The organism is Pantoea sp. CFCC18179 (assembly GCF_059412405.1).
The window spans coordinates 151,680-173,425 of the sequence record NZ_JBNBPM010000008.1; the positions used below are offsets into that span (position 1 = coordinate 151,680).

Consider the following 21,746-nt stretch of genomic DNA (forward strand, 5'->3'; position numbering starts at 1 on the left):
CCCCATCGACTTGAGAGAGCGCCATCATGACGCAAACATTTATCCCCGGAAAAGACGCCGCATTGGAAGATTCCATTGCCCGCTTCCAACAGAAACTGCAAGACCTTGGTTTCAATATCGAAGAAGCTTCATGGCTTAATCCGGTACCTCACGTTTGGTCAGTGCATATTCGCGATCGTGATTGTCCGCTGTGTTTCACCAACGGCAAAGGTGCAAGTAAGAAAGCGGCGCTGGCTTCCGCGTTGGGTGAATATTTTGAACGCCTCTCAACAAACTATTTCTTTGCCGATTTTTGGTTGGGCCAGACCATTGCGGATGGTGATTTCGTTCACTATCCGAATGAGAAATGGTTCCCGTTAACGGAAGATGACAGCCTGCCGGACGGCATTTTGGATGCACGCCTGCGTAAATTCTACGATCCAGAAGAGAGCCTTGGTGCTTCTGAATTGATTGACCTGCAATCAGGTAATGAAGAACGTGGTATTTGCGGCCTGCCCTTTACCCGTCAGTCCGATCAGCAAACGGTTTATATTCCGATGAACATCATCGGCAATCTGTATGTATCAAACGGCATGTCAGCGGGTAATACCGCAAATGAAGCCCGCGTACAGGGTTTGTCTGAAGTCTTTGAGCGTCATATTAAAAACCGCATCATTGCGGAATCTATCAGCCTGCCAGAAATTCCTGCCGAAGTGATGCAACGCTACCCTGGGGTGATTGAAGCGATTGAGCGTTTGGAAGCCGAAGGTTTCCCAATCTTCTCTTATGACGCTTCGTTAGGTGGCAAATACCCGGTCATTTGCGTGGTGCTATTCAACCCAGCAAACGGTACCTGCTTCGCCTCATTCGGCGCGCATCCAGACTTTGGCGTCGCCCTGGAACGTACCGTCACTGAATTGCTGCAAGGCCGTGGCCTGAAAGACCTTGATGTTTTCACACCACCCACCTTTGATGATGAAGAAGTCGCTGAACACGCTAACCTGGAGACGCACTTCATCGATTCCAGCGGTTTGATTTCATGGGATATGTTCAAAGACGATGCGGATTATCCTTTCGTCGATTGGAGCTTCGCAGGCTCGACGCACGAAGAGTTCGATACCTTGATGGCGATTTTCCGCGCAGAAGATAAAGAAGTTTATATCGCGGATTATGAGCACCTGAGTGTTTATGCTTGCCGTATTATCGTACCTGGCATGTCTGACATCTATCCTGCTGAAGATCTGCTCCTGGCAAATAACAGCATGGGCGCACCGTTGCGTGAAACACTGCTTGCGCTGCCTGAAAGTGAGTGGGAGCCAGAAGCTTACCTCGAACTTATTGTGCAATTGGATGAGGAAGGCCACGATGACTTTACTCGCGTGCGCGAACTGCTCGGCTTAGCTTCGGGCAAAGACAATGGCTGGTATACGCTGCGTATTGGTGAGCTTAAAGCGATGCTGGCGCTGGCCGGTGGCGATTTAGATCAGGCATTAATCTGGACTGAATGGACCATGGAGTTTAACCAGTCCATCTTCAGCGAAGAGCGCGCAAACTATTATCGCTGCCTACAGACGCTGCTGCTGCTGGCAATGGAAGAAGAGCGCGATCCGCTGCAATATCATCGTGCATTTACCCGCATGTATGGTCAAGCTGCGGTTGATGCAGCTTCAGCCGCGTTGAGTGGCGAAGCACCTTTCTATGGATTGCAAGCCGTCGACCTGGACTTAAAAGCCTTCCCTGCACATCAATCACTGTTAGCGGCTTATGAGAAATTACAGGCAGCTAAACGACGCTATTGGTCGAAAAAGTAATTATTAATATTTGATGATCGTTTGATTAAAAAAGAGCAAATGGCACTGAAAATCAGTGCCATTTTTTATGATGAAAATTCATATCAAAATAAACCGAATATTTAATAACAATTGAGATTCAATCGTTAATTTATTTTAACAACTTAGAGCATCACAGCTATACCATTCAACTTATTTTGCATAAATTAAAAATTATTTATTTTAATATTTTCAATTATTTAACCACAAAAACCCATCTTTATCGTTTCGCTTACCCGCCACCTTCCAGGCAAATATGATCCATATCAATTTCTGACCTATACTCCTTTGTTAGTATCTTTACAGGCAATTTTTGGAGATAGTTAGTGTGAAAGCTGACAACCCTTTTAATTCATTATTACCGGCAGCAATGGCAAAAGTTGCAGAAGAAGCTGGTGTATATAAAGCTACTAAACATCCCTTAACGACTTTCTTCCTTGCCATCACTGCTGGCGTATTTATCTCTATAGCATTTGTCTTCTATATCACTGCCACCACCGGAAGTGGCGCAATGCCTTATGGCATAGCCAAACTCATTGGCGGTATTTGTTTTTCTCTCGGTTTAATGCTGGTAGTCGTTTGTGGTGCAGATTTGTTCACCTCAACGGTGCTGATCGTGGTTGCTAAAGCCAGCGGGCGGATCAACTGGCTGCAATTGGGCCGACACTGGCTCAACGTTTACGTCGGTAATCTCTTCGGCGCACTGTTCTTTGTGGCATTGATCTGGTTCGCAGGCGAACACATGGTGGCTAATGGAGCCTGGGGATTAAATGTTCTGCAAACTGCAGACCATAAAATGCATCACACTTTTATTGAAGCCGTTAGCTTGGGCACGCTAGCTAATTTGATGGTTTGCCTGGCGGTATGGATGAGTTATTCCGGTCGCAGTTTGGTAGACAAGATGCTTGCAATGATTTTGCCCGTCGCCATGTTTGTTGCTTCAGGTTTTGAACACAGCATCGCCAACATGTTCCTCATCCCAATGGCGATCGTTATTCGCGATTTCGCCAGCCCTGAATTCTGGCAAATGGCCGGTTCAAGTGCAGCACAATTTCAATCACTCAATGTTGGCGATTTTATTGTCAACAACCTCATTCCTGTGACCATCGGCAACATTATCGGCGGTGGATTGCTTGTAGGTTTGACCTACTGGGTAATCTATCTGCGTGGCAACGAGCCGGTGCATTAATTAATTGGTATAGGCGCGCTCAATCAGCGCGCCAATGCATCAAAGTCTCCCTAAATAAGGCAGGTATATCATGTCCGAACTGAATGAAAAAATGGCGTCAGCCTGGGAAGGATTTAGCGCCGGCGAATGGCAGAATAGCGTCAATGTCCGTGACTTTATCCAAAAAAACTACACGCCGTATGAAGGTGATGAATCCTTCCTGGCAGGTGCAACTCCGGCAACAGATAAGTTGTGGGAAAGCGTGCTTGAAGGCATCAAAATTGAAAACCGCACGCATGCTCCGGTCGATTTCGATACCGACTTAGCGTCAACCATTACTTCGCACGATGCCGGTTACATCAGTAAATCACTGGAAAAAATTGTTGGCCTGCAAACTGAAGCGCCTCTGAAACGTGCCATCATTCCATTCGGTGGCATCAAAATGGTTGAAGGCTCTTGTAAAGTTTATGGTCGCGAACTCGATCCAGCGCTAAAAAAAGTCTTCACTGATTATCGTAAAACTCACAACCAAGGCGTATTTGATGTTTATACACCAGACATCATGCGCTGCCGCAAATCAGGCGTGCTGACCGGTTTACCAGATGCCTATGGCCGTGGCCGCATCATTGGTGACTATCGTCGCGTTGCCTTGTACGGCATCGACTTCCTGATGAAAGACAAAGTGGCGCAGTTCAACTCTCTGCAAAGCGATATGGAAAACGGCGTTAATCTCGAAGCCACCATTCGTTTACGTGAAGAGATTTCTGAACAGCATCGCGCATTGGGCCAGATTAAAGAAATGGCTGCTAAGTACGGTTCTGATATCTCACTGCCAGCGACAACCGCGCAAGAAGCGGTGCAGTGGACTTACTACGGTTATCTCGCTGCGGTTAAATCGCAGAACGGCGCCGCAATGTCATTTGGTCGCGTATCAACCTTCCTTGACGTGTATATCGATCGTGATATTCAGGCCGGTAAACTGACTGAAGAAGATGCGCAGGAACTGATTGACCATCTGGTGATGAAACTGCGTATGGTGCGTTTCTTGCGCACCCCAGAATACGATGAGCTGTTCTCTGGCGACCCAATTTGGGCGACAGAATCTCTGGCAGGTATGGGCGTTGATGGGCGTACCTTGGTGACTAAAAGCACCTTCCGCTTCCTGAACACGCTGTACACCATGGGTCCTTCTCCGGAACCTAACATGACCATTTTGTGGTCTGAAAAACTGCCGGTTAACTTTAAAAAATACGCTGCTAAAGTCTCCATCGATACCTCTTCATTGCAGTACGAAAATGATGACCTGATGCGCCCAGACTTCGACAACGACGATTACGCAATTGCTTGCTGCGTGAGTCCAATGATTGTCGGTAAGCAGATGCAGTTCTTTGGTGCACGCGCCAACCTCGCCAAAACTCTGCTGTACGCAATCAATGGCGGTGTGGATGAGAAATTGAAAATGCAGGTTGGCCCGAAAGAGAAGCCAATTACTGATGAAATTCTCGATTTCGACGTCGTGATGGAGCGTTTGGATCACTTCATGGATTGGCTGGCTAAGCAGTACGTCACTTCCCTGAATATCATCCACTACATGCATGATAAGTACAGCTACGAAGCTTCGCTGATGGCGCTGCACGATCGTGATGTTTATCGCACCATGGCGTGTGGTATCGCAGGTCTGTCAGTCGCGGCTGACTCACTGTCTGCGATTAAATATGCCAAAGTAAAAACTATCCGTGATGAAGATGGTTTAGCGGTCGATTTCGAAATCGAAGGCGAATATCCGCAGTTCGGTAACAACGATTCACGCGTAGATGATATGGCTTGCGATTTGGTTGAACGTTTCATGAAGAAAATTCAGAAACTGCAAACCTACCGTAACGCCGTGCCAACGCAGTCGGTTCTCACCATCACTTCTAACGTGGTTTATGGTAAGAAAACCGGTAATACCCCAGATGGACGTCGTGCTGGTGCGCCATTCGGTCCAGGTGCAAACCCAATGCACGGACGCGATCAGAAAGGTGCAGTTGCTTCATTGACCTCCGTAGCGAAACTGCCATTTGCTTACGCCAAAGACGGTATCTCTTACACCTTCTCCATCGTGCCAAATGCGCTGGGTAAAGATGATAACGTGCGTAAAACCAACCTTGCTGGCCTAATGGATGGTTACTTCCACCATGAAGCCAACATTGAAGGCGGTCAGCATTTGAACGTCAACGTGATGAACCGTGAAATGCTGTTAGATGCCATGGAACATCCAGAGAAGTACCCACAGCTTACCATTCGCGTGTCCGGATATGCTGTTCGCTTCAACTCGCTGACCAAAGAGCAGCAGCAAGATGTTATTACACGTACTTTCACTCAGTCGCTGTAATCACACTTAGTTTAGATTTAAAGGCTCCTGCGGGAGCCTTTTCTCCACAAGTCTATTTTACCAGTTTTCTATTGCTGGCGACCTGGCAAAATCGACTTTCACTTTTCGAGCACAACATAGATTGTGCTGCCTGAGGTTCAGGCTCACATGGAGAACACATCGCAATGTCAAGCATCGGTCGTATCCACTCTTTTGAATCCTGCGGCACTGTAGACGGTCCGGGAATTCGCTTTATCACCTTTTTCCAAGGCTGTCTGATGCGCTGCTTGTATTGCCATAACCGCGATACATGGGACACACATGGCGGTAAAGAAGTTACCGTTGATGAATTGATGAAAGATGCACTCTCTTACCGTCACTTTATGAATGCATCCGGGGGCGGCGTAACGGCCTCTGGCGGCGAAGCAATTCTGCAAGCCGAATTTGTACGTGACTGGTTCCGGGCATGCCAGGCTGAAGGAATTCATACTTGCCTTGATACCAACGGCTTTGTTCGTCGTTATGATCCAGTGATCGATGAGCTACTTGAAGCCACTGATTTAGTGATGCTCGATCTTAAGCAGATGAATGATGATGTGCATGAAATTCTGGTGGGTGTATCCAATCATCGCACGCTAGATTTCGCCCGCTATCTACAGAAGAAAGGTAAACGCACGTGGATTCGCTATGTGGTGGTACCGGGCTACTCTGATGATGATGATTCCGTTCATCGTTTGGGTGAATTCACTAAAGATATGGATAACATCGAGAAAATTGAATTGCTGCCTTATCATGAATTGGGCAAGCACAAATGGATTGCCATGGGTGAAGAGTACAAATTGGATGGCGTAAAACCGCCAAGCAAAGAAACCATGGAGCGAGTGAAAAGTATCCTCGCCAGTTATGGTCATGAAGTGATGTATTAATGACATAAAAAAGGGAGCCGCTTGGCTCCCCTTTTCAATTCTGCAAATTTAGGCATGTGCCACAGGTGTTGCCTGATGATCGGCTTTCCGCAACAGCATCACCAGATACACCAACGCGACCACCGCAATCATCACAAACAGCAAGCGATCAGAATAATTCTGCATCAGCATTGATGTCATTCCTGGCCCCACCAAACTGCCAACCGTGTAGCTGAACAGCAACGCCTGATTCATCGCGACGAGCTCATGATGCGCCACCGTTTCACACGCCCAAGACATTGCCACCGGATAAAGCGTGAAACCTGCCAAGCCCAACACAAACAGCGCCGGAGCCATCGCCGCATCCCCAAGCATGGCAATAGCACCTAAAATAACCACGAAAACCTGCACACGAAGCACCATTAGGCGACCAAAACGATCGGCCAGACGCCCAATCGGCCACTGCCCAACGATGCCTGAACTGACTAACAAAGCCATCCAATATCCAACGGTGGCATCGCTCATGCCTTGATGTGACAGATACAGCGGCATCAATCCATAAAGCGACCCCAACACGATGCCGGAGATGATGCACCCATTGATACCAAGGCGAGAGCTACGACGGCGCAGCATAATCCAAATACGTCCGGTCGAAGCTTCCTCCGTTGCCGCGCTGGCATTGGCCTGCACGAAAACCACTGGCAACACGGCGCAAATAATTAACGCAGTTACCCATGGAATCACATGCAGTAATTCTGTCGATACGCGACTCACTAACAATTGACCGGCAACCGTACCGAGATAGTAAATAATCATGTATGCAGCCAGTAGTTGACCACGATTACGAACCGTTCCACTGCACAACAGTGCACTTTCAACTACTACCCAGATCAAGGCACAACCGACGCCAGCCATGAAGCGCAACATGGTCCAGCTGTAAAAACCGTCCAGCAGAACCATGCCCATCGTAGCCAACGCGAACAAGACGCTAGCCAGATAGAAACAACGGTTGAAGCCGTAACGATTGATCAGCCAACCCGCCAGCAGTGTGCCCAGCAAGTTTCCGGTGTAATACGACGAGCTAGCCATACCCACTTGCCAGGTTGGCAATAAATCATGAGTAAGCCAAAGCGGCACTAACGTATTAAGCACAGCGATAGACACCGTCATGAGCATTAAGCCGCAAAGCAGCAAAACGACGGGGCGCGACCAGGTTGACATAGGGAGTAAAACCAAAAGAGATGACAATAATTGCGCGCAGTTTGCCATTAGCTATTTTAAAGTCAATGTGCAAAAAATAGCCGCCGCACAATTTGCTGCAGAACAATTTATTTTTTTTATCTTCAGCAGGTTACGGAGGGTAAGAACTTTCTTGGGATATTCTCTATCTATTTGAATTTGTGATTTTTACTGTCTGGGATGCATATGCTATCGATAACGTTTATTTGTGATTAATTCCTAGTGAAAAATAATTATTTTATCGCTTAAGAAACAAAAAACCCGGCATTGCCGGGTTTTTCAGAAAGTGTGTTGATTAACCAACAAATTCCAAGCCGCCCATGTAAGGACGCAACACCTCTGGCACTTCAATACGGCCATCAGCTTGTTGATAATTTTCCAACACCGCGACCAGAGTACGCCCCACCGCAAGACCTGAACCGTTCAACGTATGCATCAAACGAGGTTTCTTATCGGTTTTGTTACGGCAGCGAGCTTGCATACGGCGCGCCTGGAAATCACCCATGTTAGAACATGATGAGATTTCGCGATAAGTATCTTGCGCTGGCAACCACACTTCCAGGTCGTAGGTTTTAGCGGAGCCAAAGCCCATATCGCCGGTGCAGAGCAGCACTTTACGGTATGGCAGATTTAGCAGCTGCAGCACTTTTTCTGCGTGGCCTACCAACTCTTCCAGCGCATCCATTGAGGTTTCAGGCGCAACAATTTGTACCATCTCAACTTTATCGAACTGGTGCATACGAATTAAACCGCGAGTATCGCGGCCGTATGAACCGGCTTCTGAACGGAAGCATGGCGTGTGTGCAGTCAATTTGATCGGCAGAGATTCTTCTTCAACGATCTCATCACGCACCAGATTGGTCAGCGGCACTTCTGCGGTTGGGATCAGCGCGTAGTTGCTGCTGCCTGCTTCTTCGCCGAGTGGCTTAGTATGGAACAGATCTTCACCAAATTTCGGCAATTGACCGGTGCCATAGAGCGTTTCCTGATTCACCAAATAAGGAACGTAGGTTTCGAGATAACCGTGCTGCTGCGTATGCAAATCCAGCATAAACTGGCTTAAAGCACGATGCAGTCGCGCGATTTGACCTTGCATCACGATGAAACGTGAGCCGGTCAATTTAACCGCAGCAGCGAAATCTAGCCCTTTGGCGGCTTCACCCAGCTCAACGTGGTCTTTTACCGCGAAATCAAATTGGCGCGGCGTGCCCCAACGGCTGACTTCCTGGTTTTCGCTATCGTCTTTGCCCAGTGGAACTTCGTCTACTGGCAGGTTTGGCAGCGCCAAAGCAAAATCACGAATTTTGTTCTGCAAGACATCCAGTTCTGCTTTAGCCGCATCCAGGCGTTCGCCCAGTGCGTTCACTTCCTGACGCAGCGGCTCGATGTCTTCCCCACGTGCTTTGGCCTGACCGATGGATTTGGATCGGGAATTGCGCTCAGCCTGTAGATTTTCAGTTTCTACCTGCAACACTTTACGGCGCTCTTCGAGCGAACGTAAGGTTTCCACATCCAGTTTAAATCCTCGGCGTGCCAGTTTTTCTGCGACTGCGTCTGGCTCGTTACGCAGCAGGTTGGGATCGAGCATGCTAATCCTGTGTAATAAAAGGTTGATTGAACGAAAGGCGGGATGCATCCCCATGGAATGCAATGAAATCCTTGCTCACCTTACCGTAAGGTGTTTATCAGCGGTAGCGTTTTATCGGGCTATTTTGATCCTGCTCAGCCAGCCAGGCGAGTTTTTCGCCAATTTTCCCCTCAAGTCCGCGTGTGCTCGGCTGATAGTAGCGAGTTTGTGCCATTTCAGGCGGGAAATAGACTTCGCCAGCGGCATAAGCGTTGGTTTCGTCATGTGCATAACGATACTCCTTACCCAGCCCCATTTCCTTCATGAGTTTGGTTGGCGCATTGCGCAAATGCTCCGGTACATCGTAATCCGGGAACTCACGCGCATCACGCATTGCCGCTTTAAAAGCGGTATAAACCGCATTGCTTTTCGGGGCGCTCGCGAGGTAAACGATAGCTTGAGCAATCGCCCTTTCGCCCTCGGCCGGCCCGACGCGAGTAAAACAATCCCACGCAGCAAGTGCGACCTGCATACCACGCGGATCAGCGTTACCGACATCTTCCGAGGCGATCGCCAGCAAACGCCGCGCAACGTACAGCGGGTCGCCACCCGCGGTGATGATACGCGCATACCAATACAACGCTGCATCCGGCGCGGATCCACGCACTGACTTATGCAATGCGGAAATCAGATCGTAAAAACGGTCGCCTTTATTATCAAAGCGCGCCGCTCTTTCTCCAGACACTTCATTAAGCAATTGCGGTGTTAACTCTCGCTGATTCGCGGCATTGAGCTCTGCCATATCCGCCATCATTTCCAGCGTATTTAACGCACGGCGTGCATCACCATTCACCAGCTCGGCGATCATGCGCCGCGTATTTTCTGGCAGTACAATGTCGCTTTTGCCATAGCCGCGATCTTCATCCTGCATCGCTTGCAACAGAACTTGCTCAATGTCAGCGGTGGTCAACGACTTCAACAGGTAAACACGTGCCCGCGACAGCAACGCTGAGTTCAGTTCAAATGAAGGATTTTCTGTGGTGGCACCAATAAACGTGATGGTGCCATCTTCGATATGCGGCAGGAACGCATCTTGCTGGCTTTTATTGAAACGATGTACTTCATCAACAAACAAGATGGTGCGACGGCCAACCTGGCGGTTTTGACGTGCGCGCTCAATCGCTTCTCGAATCTCTTTAACGCCAGAAGTGACTGCCGAAATACGCTCAACATCGGCTTTGCCATAATGTCCGATTATTTCGGCAAGCGTGGTTTTGCCTGTCCCCGGAGGCCCCCACAAAATCATCGAATGCAAATGCCCTGCTTCAATTGCACGCGGCAGCGGTTTGCCAGGTGCTAGCAGATGCTGCTGCCCAATATATTGCTGCAATGTAGCCGGCCGCATACGCGCAGCCAGCGGCTGAAACTCATTCGATGGGGCAAAATCCAGAGACAGGTTACTCACTGTGACCTCACTGACGTTGATCGTCTACCGTTACCCCTTTTGGCGGCGTAAAGGTAAATTTGTCTGGGCTAATTGCACCGTTATTTTGGCTTTTCAGCTGATAATCACTGTGCTGACCATCCTGCTCAATAGCGCTGAACTTATTAATGGTGCCGGAGGAGGTCACATTAATGGTGAATTGCTTGAGGTTCCCATCGCTGCCTTTCGGGGTTAGCTCGAAATTATCGCCCTGCTGCTTAATGTTGTATTGCTTCCAATCGCTTGGTTGGTTACGCGCAATCAACATAAACGGCGTATTGCTGGCTGCGTTTTGCAACAAACTTACGCTGGCTTGCTCAACAAACGGATTATAGAACCACAGATTTTTGCCATCAGAAATGATTACGCTTTCATCGGGTGCAGTCATGTGCCAGTTGAACAAGCTCGGTCGTTTTACCCACAATTCGCCTTCGCCATCCTGCACATTGGCGCCGCCAGCATCGGTCACTTTCTGGCTGAAGCTGGCATGGAAGCTATTCACTTTATTCAGACGCTGTTGTAAATCGCTTGACGCATCCGCCAATACTGATGCGGAAACAAAGCTGGCCAACAGGCCGCAGGCAATAACGTGTAATTTCATCTGATTCGATTCCTTATTCATTGTTTCCCGACACTTACACGATTAAACGTAGTTGCCGTCCTGTCACTTTGACAGGAGAAAAAGCCGAAAGCTCCCAGTGATATGGGGTTTAATCACCAGATAAACAATGGGCCAGTATTCACTGGCCCATTGGATGGCAATTACCTGCGAACATTACATCTCATGCGGTGGCGGAGAAAGCACCTCGCGGTTGCCGTTGTGTCCAGGTTCAGAAACGATGCCCTGCGCTTCCATCTGTTCGATGATGCGCGCAGCACGGTTATAACCAATTCGGAACTGACGCTGCACCCCGGAAATTGAGGCGCGGCGTTTCTCAACAATGAAGGCAACGGCTTGATCGAACAACGGATCAAGCTCTTCATCGCTTATACCGCCGCCAGCACCTTCACTCTCTTCACCCGCCGTAATGCTTTCGATGTACTGCGGACGACCACGCGCTTTCCAATCTTGCACAACCGCGTGCACTTCCTGATCGCGAACAAACGCGCCATGTACACGAACCGGCATAGAGGAGTTAGGCGGCATATACAGCATGTCACCCATCCCCAGCAGGGATTCCGCGCCGCCTTGATCGAGAATGGTACGTGAATCGATCTTGCTGGAAACGGTGAATGCGATACGCGTCGGAATGTTGGCCTTGATCAAACCGGTGATGACATCAACCGATGGACGCTGTGTAGCGAGCACGAGGTGAATACCGGCTGCACGGGCTTTTTGGGCCAAACGTGCAATCAATTCCTCAACCTTCTTACCAACCGCCATCATCAAATCAGCGAATTCATCAACCAATACGACAATATACGGCAGTTTTTCCAGTACCGGCGGCGTGGTATCCATGCTGTCGCCCGGCTTCCAGAACGGATCTGGAATTGGGCGGCCCATCGCGGCTGCTTGTTCAATCTTCTCGTTGTAACCTGCAAGATTACGCACGCCAAGCGCGGACATCAGCTTATAGCGACGTTCCATCTCACCAACACTCCAGCGCAGCGCATTCGCGGCATCTTTCATATCAGTAACGACTTCGGTCAGCAGATGCGGAATACCTTCGTATACCGACAATTCCAGCATTTTCGGGTCGATCATAATAAAGCGCACTTCTTCCGGCGTGGCTTTATACAACATGCTGATAATCATGGTGTTGACGCCGACTGACTTACCAGAACCGGTAGTACCGGCAACCAGCAGGTGAGGCATCTTGGCCAGATCGGCCACAACCGGCTCGCCAGCAATGTCTTTACCCAGAACCACCGCCAGCGGTGAAGGATTGTCGCGGAATTTCGGGCAATCCAGCACTTCTCGCAGATAAACGGTTTGGCGATGCTTGTTCGGCAGTTCCAAACCGACATACGGTTTGCCAGGAATAACTTCAACAACACGCACCGCAACCGCTGAAAGCGAACGCGCCAGATCACGCGACAAGTTAGAAATGCGTGATGCCTTAACGCCTGGAGCCAAATCCAACTCAAAACGGGTAATTACTGGACCTGGCGAAATGCCCACCACTTCGGCCTTCACGCGGTAATCAGCCAGGCGCGCTTCGACCAGACGCGCGGTTTGTTCCAATGCAAACATATCTACTGGTTCGGCTTCGACCGGAGGCGGTGTAAGCAGATCCAGCGTCGGCAGCGGCGTAGACGGTTTTTCCAGCGGCTGTTCGTGACGTACTAAGAATGGATGGAACAAACTGTCTTGCACAGGCGCAGCAGGTTTTGCTGGCGCTGGCGGCGCAGAGTAGTCTTCCTGTTCCGGTGACGACCACGGACTGTTTTCTTCACTCAACGATGGCAGCGTTTCTGATTGTGGCGCCGCAGGCTGTTGCCACTGTGCAGGCGCTTCAGGTTCTGGCGTCGCCGAAAGTGTAAACAGCGGCTCGCTTGGACTGTCATCAACCAGATCTTTCATTGGTGAGAAATCAAAGGCGGATGACGTATCAAGATTAAATACCGGCGCAGGTTTCTCTTCCGGCTCGTTATAGCGTTGCTGCTGTTGATCGGCAAATTGACGCGCGAGTTGCGCTTGTTGCAATGCATCCTCATCTTCAGGTTCTTGCACGTCCTGCCAGCGATCACCATAACGATTCTGCTGCTGCGACTGGAAAGCTTCGCGCAATTGCGCTTCCTGTAATGCTACATCATCTTCATGCGCTGGCGTGCTATACGATGCCGACACTTCAGGTTGCTGCTGTTCCGCTTCCTTAGCCTGCTCTTCCGCCATACGTTGTGAAGGCAACTTAATGCCATATGAAGCCAACTCGCGTCGCGTTGGTAGCTTCACTTTATTTGGACGTGGCAATTCTGGACCGATGCCCTGCTTCACCTGCGGGTTGTAATCGCGCTCAGGCACGATATCAAACGCCGGGGAGTAAGCAGCAGGTGACGCTTTTACCGCACCCGCAGCCATCGATGCCGCAGCGACAGTATTCAGGGATGCCGATGACTGCGCAGCATCCTGCCAGTTGCCCATGCTTGGACCGTCATCGTCATCAGCACGAGAGAATGGCGAAGGTGCAGGTTCATTCGGCACTTCAAAGCGATAAAGCGGCGTTGAAGGTTGTGCGATGGGCTCTGGAGCCGGCGCGATAGGCTGATGAATTGCATCGGGTGCTGGCTCCACAGGACGAGGCGGCGCAGCAGGTTCCACTGACGCGCCTGGACTTGCGACATTAGGCGCTTGTTGGGCTGCCTGAGTTGTAACTGCAATCGCAGCAGCGGTCGCGGCACTGGCTTTCGCCAATAGCGGATCGTCGCCTAATGCTGCAACAGCAGGTTCGTCAAGCTTGCGCGGTTTCGCCAACAACACGTCATCGTCTTCACTATCAGACTGCGCAGCATGCATCGGAGGTGGCGTATTTTCAGCCTGCTCCTGGTCTTCATCTTCGTACTCATCTTCTTGCCAAGGCTCATCATGGCGAGAACGGTTGCTGGCAAATGTCAGCACACCCATTACCACGCCACCAATCTTCTCGGCAATGGTTAGCCATGACCAACCGGTGTACAGCGTAATGCCTGCCGCCCAAACACACAGCAACGTCAAAGTGCCGCCAGCGGAACTGAACCACGGTGCCATCGCATTACTCACCAGGCTGCCAATGACGCCGCCCGAAGCAAAGTACCAGATATCATCGACGTTGAGCGCAGCGAGACCGCAAGTTGTCACCACCAAAGCCAGCACACCAATCAGGCGTAAGCCGACGGCAAAGTAGTCGATGTAATCGTGGCGATCGCGTTGGCGGAAGGTGATCCAACAAAGACCAATAATGACGGGAGGAATGGCGTAAGCCATCACGCCAAAAATGAACAATAGCGTATCAGCCAGCCATGCGCCGACACTGCCACCCAGATTATGGATAGGTTCATGCCATGCGGTTTGCGACCAGCTTGGATCCGAAGGGTTAAAACTAACCAACGACACCATCAAATAGACGGCGAACAAGGCCACAAGAATCAGCAACGCTTCCAGCAGACGACGTCCACTGCTCAGCGGTTGTAACGAAACATCTTTATCTTCTGTATATTCCTGGCTCAAGAGAACTCTCCAGGTGCCTGTAAATTAAGAAGGCAACAACGTCGGGCATGCCCGACGCTGGTCCTGTATGAATTCACAGGAGTGTACCGAAATCCTGCAAGCTTTGCACCTGCCCTGCACTACCGGGTTTTGATCACCAGACGATTGCTCTGTTTGACCTCTTCCATCACCACGTAAGTACGGGTGTCGTTTACGCCCGGCAGGCGCAGCAAGGTTTCACCCAGCAGCTTACGATAGGCGGACATATCCGGTACGCGGGTTTTCAGCAGGTAGTCAAAGTCACCGGAAACGAGGTGACATTCTTGAGTTTCCTCAAGTTTTTGCACTGCGGCGTTAAATTGCTCAAACACATCTGGCGCACCACGATTCAGAGTAATCTCAACGAATACAAGCAGCGAAGCATCCAGATAATGCGGGTTGAGTTGTGCGGTATAGCCGAGAATGAAGCCTTGACGCTCCAGACGACGTACGCGTTCAAGACAAGGCGTTGGCGATAACCCAACACGTTTTGAAAGCTCGACATTGGAAATTCGACCGTCTTTCTGCAGCTCATTTAGAATGTTTCTGTCGATACGATCTAAATCTTTTCCGGGGCGTTTCTTATTGTCTACCATTATTATTGTCTCTCTTAATTCCTTCCCTTTACCTGCCACACCCTGAAAACGCTCATTGTTCAGGGCCTTACTGAAGTGAAGACCATAAGCCTGTGCAGTAATGCGACCATCCGTATGACGCATGTTGTCTGTCCACATCATGCGTCATTACCAATGTCAGGCTGAGTTTATTCGGCTAAAAAGCCCAAAACAGAAATGAAATCCTGTTTTGAAGCGCTAAATATTCTCTGCTTCTCCCAATGTTTTCGCAAAAGCGCAGGCGATTGTCAAAGTAAAACATCCAAATTCAGTACAAGATGCCAGATAGAGTTCTGGGTTGCTGTTTTTAAATGAGAATTTTTATGCTGCTGCACCACTAATTGCCGAGCTTTGCCCCCTTTTGGCGCAACAGGCGTGCAGAATTTGCACTCATCGTCTACGCCGCTCGCAGTGATTGTTAACAAAATTGCTGAAGCCTTTTTTTGCGACGTTAATTTCCCTACAATCAAAAACTATGTTGTCAGAAAAAAATTGAGGAACGCATGAGTACCGCCAAACACAGTAAGCTGCTCATTTTGGGCTCCGGTCCTGCTGGATACACCGCTGCGGTATACGCCGCGCGCGCTAACCTAAATCCAGTGTTAATTACTGGTTTAGAGAAAGGTGGCCAGCTGACCACAACCACTGAAGTGGAAAACTGGCCTGGCGATCCCAACGATCTGACCGGCCCAGCGTTGATGGAACGTATGCAAGAGCATGCGGAGAAATTCAACACCGAGATCATTTTTGACCACATTCACACCGTAGATTTGCAAAATCGCCCGTTCCGTTTAGTGGGTGATAGCGGCGAATACACCGCGGATGCCTTAATTATCGCCACTGGCGCATCAGCACGTTATCTCGGCCTGCCATCGGAAGAAGCCTTTAAGGGCAAAGGCGTTTCTGCCTGTGCTACCTGTGATGGTTTCTTCTATCGCAACCAGAAAGTCGCGGTGATTGGCGGCGGAAATACCGCCGTTGAGGAAGCGCTCTATTTGGCTAATATCGCTGCTGAAGTGCATCTGATTCATCGCCGTGATAGCTTCCGTGCAGAGAAAATCTTAATCGATCGCCTGATGGAAAAAGTGCGCAATGGCAACATCGTTTTGCACACTGACCGCACCCTGGATGAAGTGGTTGGCGATCAGATGGGCGTGACCGGTGTAAAACTGCTTTCAACCAAAGGTGAAGCACCTGAATCGCTGGACGTTGCCGGTCTGTTTGTTGCCATTGGTCACAGCCCAAATACCGCGATTTTTGATGGTCAGCTCGATTTAGAGAACGGCTACATCAAAGTGCAATCCGGTTTGCACGGCAACGCAACGCAAACCAGCATCCCTGGCGTGTTTGCGGCTGGCGACGTTATGGATCATATTTATCGTCAGGCAATTACTTCAGCAGGCACCGGTTGTATGGCCGCGCTGGATGCTGAACGTTTCCTCGATGGTTTGGTTAAAAACGATAAGTAAGTTGTTAATAACCTGATCATAATCATCAGAAGGCGACCTGTTTTGGTCGCCTTTTTTGTTACCTGCGTGCTACAGTTCTGGCGCCCGACATTGCTGGGTTTTCATCCGGGATTCGCATCTCTTTTGAGTTACCAAACGGCATCGCATGAACAAATCACGGCAACAAGAACTTCTCCGCTGGCTTCGTCAGCAACGTCATCATGGCGCACGCAGTTTGCGAGCGGCTTCGGTATTTGGATTCGCCAGTGCCCTGGTGCTGATCGCCCAAGCTTGGTTGCTGGCTTCGCTGTTGCAAAATCTGATTGTGGCGCAGCAACCGCGCGCATCACTCCTCAGCGATTTCCTGTTATTACTCATTTGCTTCGTATTACGTGCGGGCTTTAATTACGCACGTGAAATGGCTGGACACCGAGCGGGCGTTGCCATTCGCCGTGCATTACGCCAGCAAGTATTAAACCGGCTGGATGAGTTGGGCCCGGCGTGGATTCAGGGCAAACCTGCGGGCAGTTGGGCGACTTTGCTGCTCGAACAAATTGAAGAGATGCAGGAATATTACGCGCGCTATTTGCCGCAGATGTCGTTGGCCGTTTTTATTCCGTTAGCTATTTTGATCGCGATTTTCCCGATTAATTGGGCTGCCGGACTTATTTTGCTGGTCACCGCGCCGCTAATCCCGCTGTTTATGGCGATGGTTGGCATGGGTGCGGCAGATGCCAACCGCCGTAACTTTCTTGCCCTCGCCCGCCTAAGTGGCGACTTTTATGATCGTCTGCGTGGCCGTGAAACACTGCGTCTGTTCCATCGTGCTGCCGCCGAACAGCAGGCTATCGCCGCCAGCACCACCGATTTTCGTCAGCGCACCATGGAAGTGTTGCGATTGGCTTTCCTCTCTTCGGCAGTGCTGGAATTTTTTGCCTCACTGGCGATTGCGGTAGTCGCGGTATACTTTGGTTTTTCCTACCTGGGCGAGCTAAATTTTGGTCATTACCACACTGGCGTCACGCTGTTTGCCGGTTTTCTCGCCTTAATCCTGGCCCCCGAATTTTTCCAGCCGCTGCGCGATTTAGGCACCTTCTACCATGCTAAAGCCCAGGCGATTGGTGGCGCTGATGCGCTGGATACCTTCCTGCGTGAAAGCCCGGATGCAGCTAACGCACCTGCTACGGATGCATTTTCTTCCAATTCGGCGTTGAACATTCAAGCGCAGGATTTGGTGGTGATGACAGCAAACGGCCACGCACTTTCGCAGCCGCTGAATTTCATGCTGGAAGCAGGCAAACGCGTGGCATTGGTTGGGCAAAGCGGCGCGGGAAAAACGGCGCTGATGAATGTCTTGCTCGGCTTTTTACCGTATCAAGGTTCTCTGCTTATTAATGGACAGGAATTGAGAGATATCAATCGCGAAAGCTGGCAGCAGCATCTCGCCTGGGTTGGTCAAAATCCTCATTTACCCGCATTAACGCTGCGAGAGAATTTACTGCTCAACAACGAGATTGATGACGCTGCGCTTGCCAGCGTATTGCAACGTGCTGGCGTCGACGAATTCTTAGATCATTTGCCACAAGGTTTGGATACGGTGTTAGGCGATGGCGGCATTGGCCTTTCTGTTGGTCAGGCTCAGCGAGTTGCTGTGGCGCGGGCGCTACTCAAGCCGGCAGATCTTTTACTGCTTGATGAGCCAGGTTCTGGCCTCGACAGTCAAAGCGAGCAGCACGTTACTCATGCTTTGCGACATGCCGCCACGCAACAAACCACCTTGATGATCACTCATCAACTTAATGATTTAGCCAACTGGGACGAAGTGTGGGTCATGCAGTCTGGGCAACTGGTACAGCAAGGTCATTGGCAACAGTTGATTGAGCAAGATGGGCCGCTGCGAGAAATGGCTCAGCACCGCCAGATGGAGATCGCATGATGAACAATTTACTGCCGTTCTTGCGTCTGTTTCGCCGTCATCCCTGGCGTTTGGGGCTTGGCGTCATTCTTGCCATTGTGACCTTACTGGCCAGCATCGGCTTATTAACCTTATCTGGCTGGTTCCTGGCTGCGTCGTCATTAGCGGGTGTTGCAGGATTGTACAGTTTTAACTATATGCTTCCCGCTGCGGGCGTACGCGGTGCGGCAATCACGCGCACCGCCGCACGCTATTTTGAGCGACTAGTGAGCCACGATGCCACTTTCCGCGTTTTGCAGCATTTGCGCGTTTTCACCTTCAGCAAACTCATCGCATTGGCACCTGAACAATTAGCACGATTCCGTCAGGGTGAATTGCTAAACCGTTTTGTCAGCGATGTCGATACGCTTGACCATCTCTATTTACGCGTGATTTCGCCGTTGATCGGTGCTGCGGTGGTGATCCTGTTCGTCACCTGTGGTTTAGCCTGGTTAGATGTGCCGCTGGCGCTGATCCTTGGCGGCATTATGCTGTTAACGCTGCTCATCATGCCGCCACTATTTTGGCGGCTCGGTGCTTCCGCAGGGCAACAGATTGCACAACATCAAGCCAGTTGGCGCTTGCAGTTTACGCAATGGATAATTGGATTATCAGAGCTGAAAATCTATGGCGCCGCGCAATTGTGGCGCAGCCAACTCGATCAAGAAGAAGTGAATTGGCAGCAGGCGCAGCGCCAACAGCATCGTTTACAAGCGCTGGCACAAAGTCTGTTGCTGATAATCAGCGGCGCGACAGTGACGCTATTACTGTGGTTATCGGCAACAGGTGTTGGCGATAACAGTGCGCCGGGTGCGTTTATCGCGCTGTTTGTCTTCTGTGCGTTAGCCGCATTTGAAGCGCTGGCTCCGGTTGCCGGTGCGTTTCTGCCGCTCTCACAAGTCACCAGTGCCGCCCAACGCGTGCAGGAGATTATCGAACAGCCGCCTTCTATACTCTTCCCCAGTGAAAAAGTTGTGAGCCCGTCGGGCATTAAGTTGCAAATCGAAAACGTCAGTTTCAGTTATCCACAACGCCCTGAACCGGTGCTGCGAAATTTCTCGCTAACACTCAACGCTGGCGAACATCTGGCGCTGCTCGGCCCCACCGGTTGTGGTAAATCCAGCTTACTGGCATTGATAACGCGCGGCTGGGAAGCGCAGCAAGGTTCCATCAGCTTGAATGGCATCGCCATTGAAGAGTGGGATGAAGCATCGCTGCGCCAGCGCATCAGTTTCGTTACCCAGCGCGTTCATCTGTTCAGCCAAACGCTGCGCGATAACTTACTGCTGGCGCAACCCGATGCCAATGATGAACAGTTGCAAGACGTGTTGCATCAGGTTGGGCTCTCGCATCTCGTTGAGCAGGATGAAGGATTAAATGCCTGGATGGGCGATGGCGGCCGACCGCTCTCTGGCGGCGAATTGCGTCGTCTGGCGATAGCGCGCGCGCTGTTACATGATGGGGATTTATGGCTGTTGGACGAACCGACTGAAGGTTTGGATGCCACCACGGAACAACAGATTTTAGCGTTGATACAACGCGTCAGTGTTGGAAAAACACTGATTATGGTTACGCATCGTCTGAGTGGTTTAGCGGCCATGGATCGCATCTGTGTGATGGATCAAGGGCAGATTATTGAATCCGGTACTCATGCCGAATTAATCTCAAAAACCGGTCGCTACTGGCGTTTCCATCAACGCTTTACGCTATAGTCTTAGCCAACAGCACTGAGTGTGATTAACGCAATGAGACTGATACAGCTTTCACGCGATTCGTTAAATTTTCCACCACCGGAAATGGCGCTGCGCGAGCCAAATGGATTATTGGCGATGGGCGGCGATCTTTCCCCTGCCCGCCTGATGAATGCTTATCAGCGCGGGATTTTTCCGTGGTTTTCTCCTGGCGATCCGATTTTATGGTGGTCGCCGGATCCGCGCGCCGTGATGCTGCCTGAATCCTTCCATCTCAGCCGCAGCATGGCGCGTTTTCATAAGCGGTCGCCATTCCGTGTCACCATGAATCATGCGTTTCCTCAGGTTTTGGAAGGTTGCGCCAGTGGCCGACAAGAAGGAACCTGGATCACCTTTGAAGTTAAGCGCGCATGGCTGCGTTTGTACGAATTGGGTCATGCGCATTCAATTGAAGTTTGGCGTGAACAGCAGCTAGTCGGTGGCATGTACGGGCTGGCGCTGGGACAAATTTTTTGCGGTGAATCGATGTTTAGTCGCCAGGAAAATGCGTCGAAAACTGCGCTGTGGGTATTCTCGCAGCATTTTCTTGCGCACCAGGGTCGGCTGATTGATTGCCAGGTATTAAACCCGCACACCGCCTCGCTCGGTGCAGTGGAAATTCCCCGCGTTGATTATTTACAGTACGTGCAAACGCTGGCGTGGCAACCGGTTTTAGACAATTGCTGGCAAACACAAACCCTTTTTTGATATTGCTCGCAGATGTTTTGCACACAATTCCCGACAAAAGTGATACAATAAGCGAGTTTGGTATGTCGTCCGCGCTTCGCTGTGGCGAGCCGGAATTGCCAGGTTGGGAATCTCACACATTTCCCGAAGCTGTTTTGATTGTGCAACTGATGCCGATTGCTACAGATTCTTAGCCCGCTAATCCCCCGCAGACGTCAAAAAACACCCTAATTTATCCGTACTGCACGCGCAACGGCGCGACGCACGGCGAAGCGTTGGCAAAATCATCAACGGTTCTTTACATAAATCATGGAATTCGGCATTATCTTGCCGGTTCAACAGTTTGGTAGTACACCCAGAGGATTCGATGGCCAAAGAAGACAATATTGAAATGCAAGGTACCGTATTGGATACGTTACCGAACACCATGTTCCGCGTAGAGCTTGAAAACGGGCACGTGGTTACCGCTCATATCTCCGGTAAAATGCGCAAAAACTACATCCGCATCCTGACGGGCGACAAAGTGACTGTCGAGTTGACCCCGTACGACCTGAGCAAAGGCCGCATTGTCTTCCGTAGTCGCTAAGTAAATATTCACATCTCGCGATGCTTGTATTTACCTAGC

At 50.3% G+C, this 21,746-nt stretch carries 15 protein-coding genes; 9 read left to right on the top strand and 6 right to left on the bottom strand.

The window, feature by feature from the left end; translation table 11 throughout:
* Window positions 1-26 precede the first annotated feature (26 nt).
* The 4 genes from ycaO to pflA all read left to right on the top strand — a co-directional run bounded on the left by ycaO (window position 27) and on the right by pflA (window position 6,255).
* On the top strand, window positions 27-1,790 hold the full coding sequence (gene ycaO, locus ACPUC7_RS16350; protein ID WP_494923703.1) for a 30S ribosomal protein S12 methylthiotransferase accessory factor YcaO: 1,764 nt from the start codon (window positions 27-29) through the stop codon (window positions 1,788-1,790).
* A 346-nt stretch (window positions 1,791-2,136) separates the two neighbouring features.
* Window positions 2,137-2,997: a formate transporter FocA gene (gene focA / locus ACPUC7_RS16355; RefSeq protein ID WP_494923704.1), complete on the top strand. Its 861-nt coding sequence runs from the start codon at window positions 2,137-2,139 to the stop codon at window positions 2,995-2,997.
* Between the two features lie 70 nt (window positions 2,998-3,067).
* Complete coding sequence (gene pflB / locus ACPUC7_RS16360) at window positions 3,068-5,350, top strand: formate C-acetyltransferase (RefSeq protein ID WP_343554573.1); 2,283 nt, start codon at window positions 3,068-3,070, stop codon at window positions 5,348-5,350.
* A gap of 164 nt (window positions 5,351-5,514) precedes the next feature.
* Window positions 5,515-6,255, top strand: a complete 741-nt coding sequence (pflA, locus tag ACPUC7_RS16365; protein WP_494923705.1) for a pyruvate formate lyase 1-activating protein — start codon at window positions 5,515-5,517, stop codon at window positions 6,253-6,255.
* Between the two features lie 48 nt (window positions 6,256-6,303).
* Here the strand turns inward: pflA and ACPUC7_RS16370 are convergent, their stop codons facing one another.
* From ACPUC7_RS16370 to lrp, 6 genes are all read right to left on the bottom strand, one after another.
* Window positions 6,304-7,455 (bottom strand): MFS transporter, encoded by a 1,152-nt coding sequence (locus ACPUC7_RS16370; RefSeq protein ID WP_494923706.1) that lies wholly within the window; start codon window positions 7,453-7,455, stop codon window positions 6,304-6,306.
* Between the two features lie 313 nt (window positions 7,456-7,768).
* Window positions 7,769-9,061 (bottom strand): serine--tRNA ligase, encoded by a 1,293-nt coding sequence (gene serS / locus ACPUC7_RS16375; RefSeq protein WP_494923707.1) that lies wholly within the window; start codon window positions 9,059-9,061, stop codon window positions 7,769-7,771.
* Window positions 9,062-9,158: 97 nt separating this feature from the next.
* Window positions 9,159-10,505 carry a replication-associated recombination protein A gene (locus tag ACPUC7_RS16380; RefSeq protein WP_494923708.1) on the bottom strand — a complete coding sequence of 449 codons (1,347 nt, stop codon included), beginning with the start codon at window positions 10,503-10,505 and terminating at the stop codon, window positions 9,159-9,161.
* Between the two features lie 7 nt (window positions 10,506-10,512).
* Window positions 10,513-11,124, bottom strand: coding sequence for an outer membrane lipoprotein periplasmic chaperone LolA (gene lolA, locus ACPUC7_RS16385; RefSeq protein ID WP_343554578.1), 612 nt, complete (start codon window positions 11,122-11,124; stop codon window positions 10,513-10,515).
* A gap of 174 nt (window positions 11,125-11,298) precedes the next feature.
* Window positions 11,299-14,670: a DNA translocase FtsK 4TM domain-containing protein gene (locus ACPUC7_RS16390; RefSeq protein ID WP_494923709.1), complete on the bottom strand. Its 3,372-nt coding sequence runs from the start codon at window positions 14,668-14,670 to the stop codon at window positions 11,299-11,301.
* A gap of 119 nt (window positions 14,671-14,789) precedes the next feature.
* Complete coding sequence (lrp, locus tag ACPUC7_RS16395) at window positions 14,790-15,284, bottom strand: leucine-responsive transcriptional regulator Lrp (RefSeq protein ID WP_006118610.1); 495 nt, start codon at window positions 15,282-15,284, stop codon at window positions 14,790-14,792.
* A gap of 521 nt (window positions 15,285-15,805) precedes the next feature.
* Here lrp and trxB point away from each other — a divergent pair.
* From trxB to infA, 5 genes are all read left to right on the top strand, one after another.
* Window positions 15,806-16,771, top strand: a complete 966-nt coding sequence (gene trxB / locus ACPUC7_RS16400; RefSeq protein WP_494923710.1) for a thioredoxin-disulfide reductase — start codon at window positions 15,806-15,808, stop codon at window positions 16,769-16,771.
* A 145-nt stretch (window positions 16,772-16,916) separates the two neighbouring features.
* Window positions 16,917-18,686 carry a heme ABC transporter permease/ATP-binding protein CydD gene (gene cydD, locus ACPUC7_RS16405; protein WP_494923711.1) on the top strand — a complete coding sequence of 590 codons (1,770 nt, stop codon included), beginning with the start codon at window positions 16,917-16,919 and terminating at the stop codon, window positions 18,684-18,686.
* Complete coding sequence (gene cydC, locus ACPUC7_RS16410; protein ID WP_494923761.1) at window positions 18,686-20,416, top strand: heme ABC transporter ATP-binding protein/permease CydC; 1,731 nt, start codon at window positions 18,686-18,688, stop codon at window positions 20,414-20,416. The genes cydD and cydC overlap by 1 nt, the downstream gene beginning before the upstream one ends.
* Before the next feature lie 33 nt (window positions 20,417-20,449).
* A complete protein-coding gene (aat, locus tag ACPUC7_RS16415; RefSeq protein WP_343554832.1) occupies window positions 20,450-21,142 on the top strand; it encodes a leucyl/phenylalanyl-tRNA--protein transferase in 693 nt (230 codons plus the stop codon).
* Window positions 21,143-21,488: 346 nt separating this feature from the next.
* Window positions 21,489-21,707, top strand: coding sequence for a translation initiation factor IF-1 (gene infA / locus ACPUC7_RS16420; protein WP_002211347.1), 219 nt, complete (start codon window positions 21,489-21,491; stop codon window positions 21,705-21,707).
* The last annotated feature ends 39 nt before the right edge of the window (window positions 21,708-21,746 follow it).

What these genes read in the sequence shown, in the direction of transcription:
- ycaO (WP_494923703.1), top strand. Translation starts at nt 27, where the DNA reads ATGACGCAAACATTTATCCCCGGAAAAGACGCCGCATTGGAAGATTCC.
- pflB (WP_343554573.1), top strand. Translation starts at nt 3,068, where the DNA reads ATGTCCGAACTGAATGAAAAAATGGCGTCAGCCTGGGAAGGATTTAGC.
- pflA (WP_494923705.1), top strand. Translation starts at nt 5,515, where the DNA reads ATGTCAAGCATCGGTCGTATCCACTCTTTTGAATCCTGCGGCACTGTA.
- ACPUC7_RS16370 (WP_494923706.1), bottom strand. Translation starts at nt 7,455, where the DNA reads ATGTCAACCTGGTCGCGCCCCGTCGTTTTGCTGCTTTGCGGCTTAATG.
- serS (WP_494923707.1), bottom strand. Translation starts at nt 9,061, where the DNA reads ATGCTCGATCCCAACCTGCTGCGTAACGAGCCAGACGCAGTCGCAGAA.
- lolA (WP_343554578.1), bottom strand. Translation starts at nt 11,124, where the DNA reads ATGAAATTACACGTTATTGCCTGCGGCCTGTTGGCCAGCTTTGTTTCC.
- lrp (WP_006118610.1), bottom strand. Translation starts at nt 15,284, where the DNA reads ATGGTAGACAATAAGAAACGCCCCGGAAAAGATTTAGATCGTATCGAC.
- trxB (WP_494923710.1), top strand. Translation starts at nt 15,806, where the DNA reads ATGAGTACCGCCAAACACAGTAAGCTGCTCATTTTGGGCTCCGGTCCT.
- cydD (WP_494923711.1), top strand. Translation starts at nt 16,917, where the DNA reads ATGAACAAATCACGGCAACAAGAACTTCTCCGCTGGCTTCGTCAGCAA.
- cydC (WP_494923761.1), top strand. Translation starts at nt 18,686, where the DNA reads ATGAACAATTTACTGCCGTTCTTGCGTCTGTTTCGCCGTCATCCCTGG.
- aat (WP_343554832.1), top strand. Translation starts at nt 20,450, where the DNA reads ATGAGACTGATACAGCTTTCACGCGATTCGTTAAATTTTCCACCACCG.
- infA (WP_002211347.1), top strand. Translation starts at nt 21,489, where the DNA reads ATGGCCAAAGAAGACAATATTGAAATGCAAGGTACCGTATTGGATACG.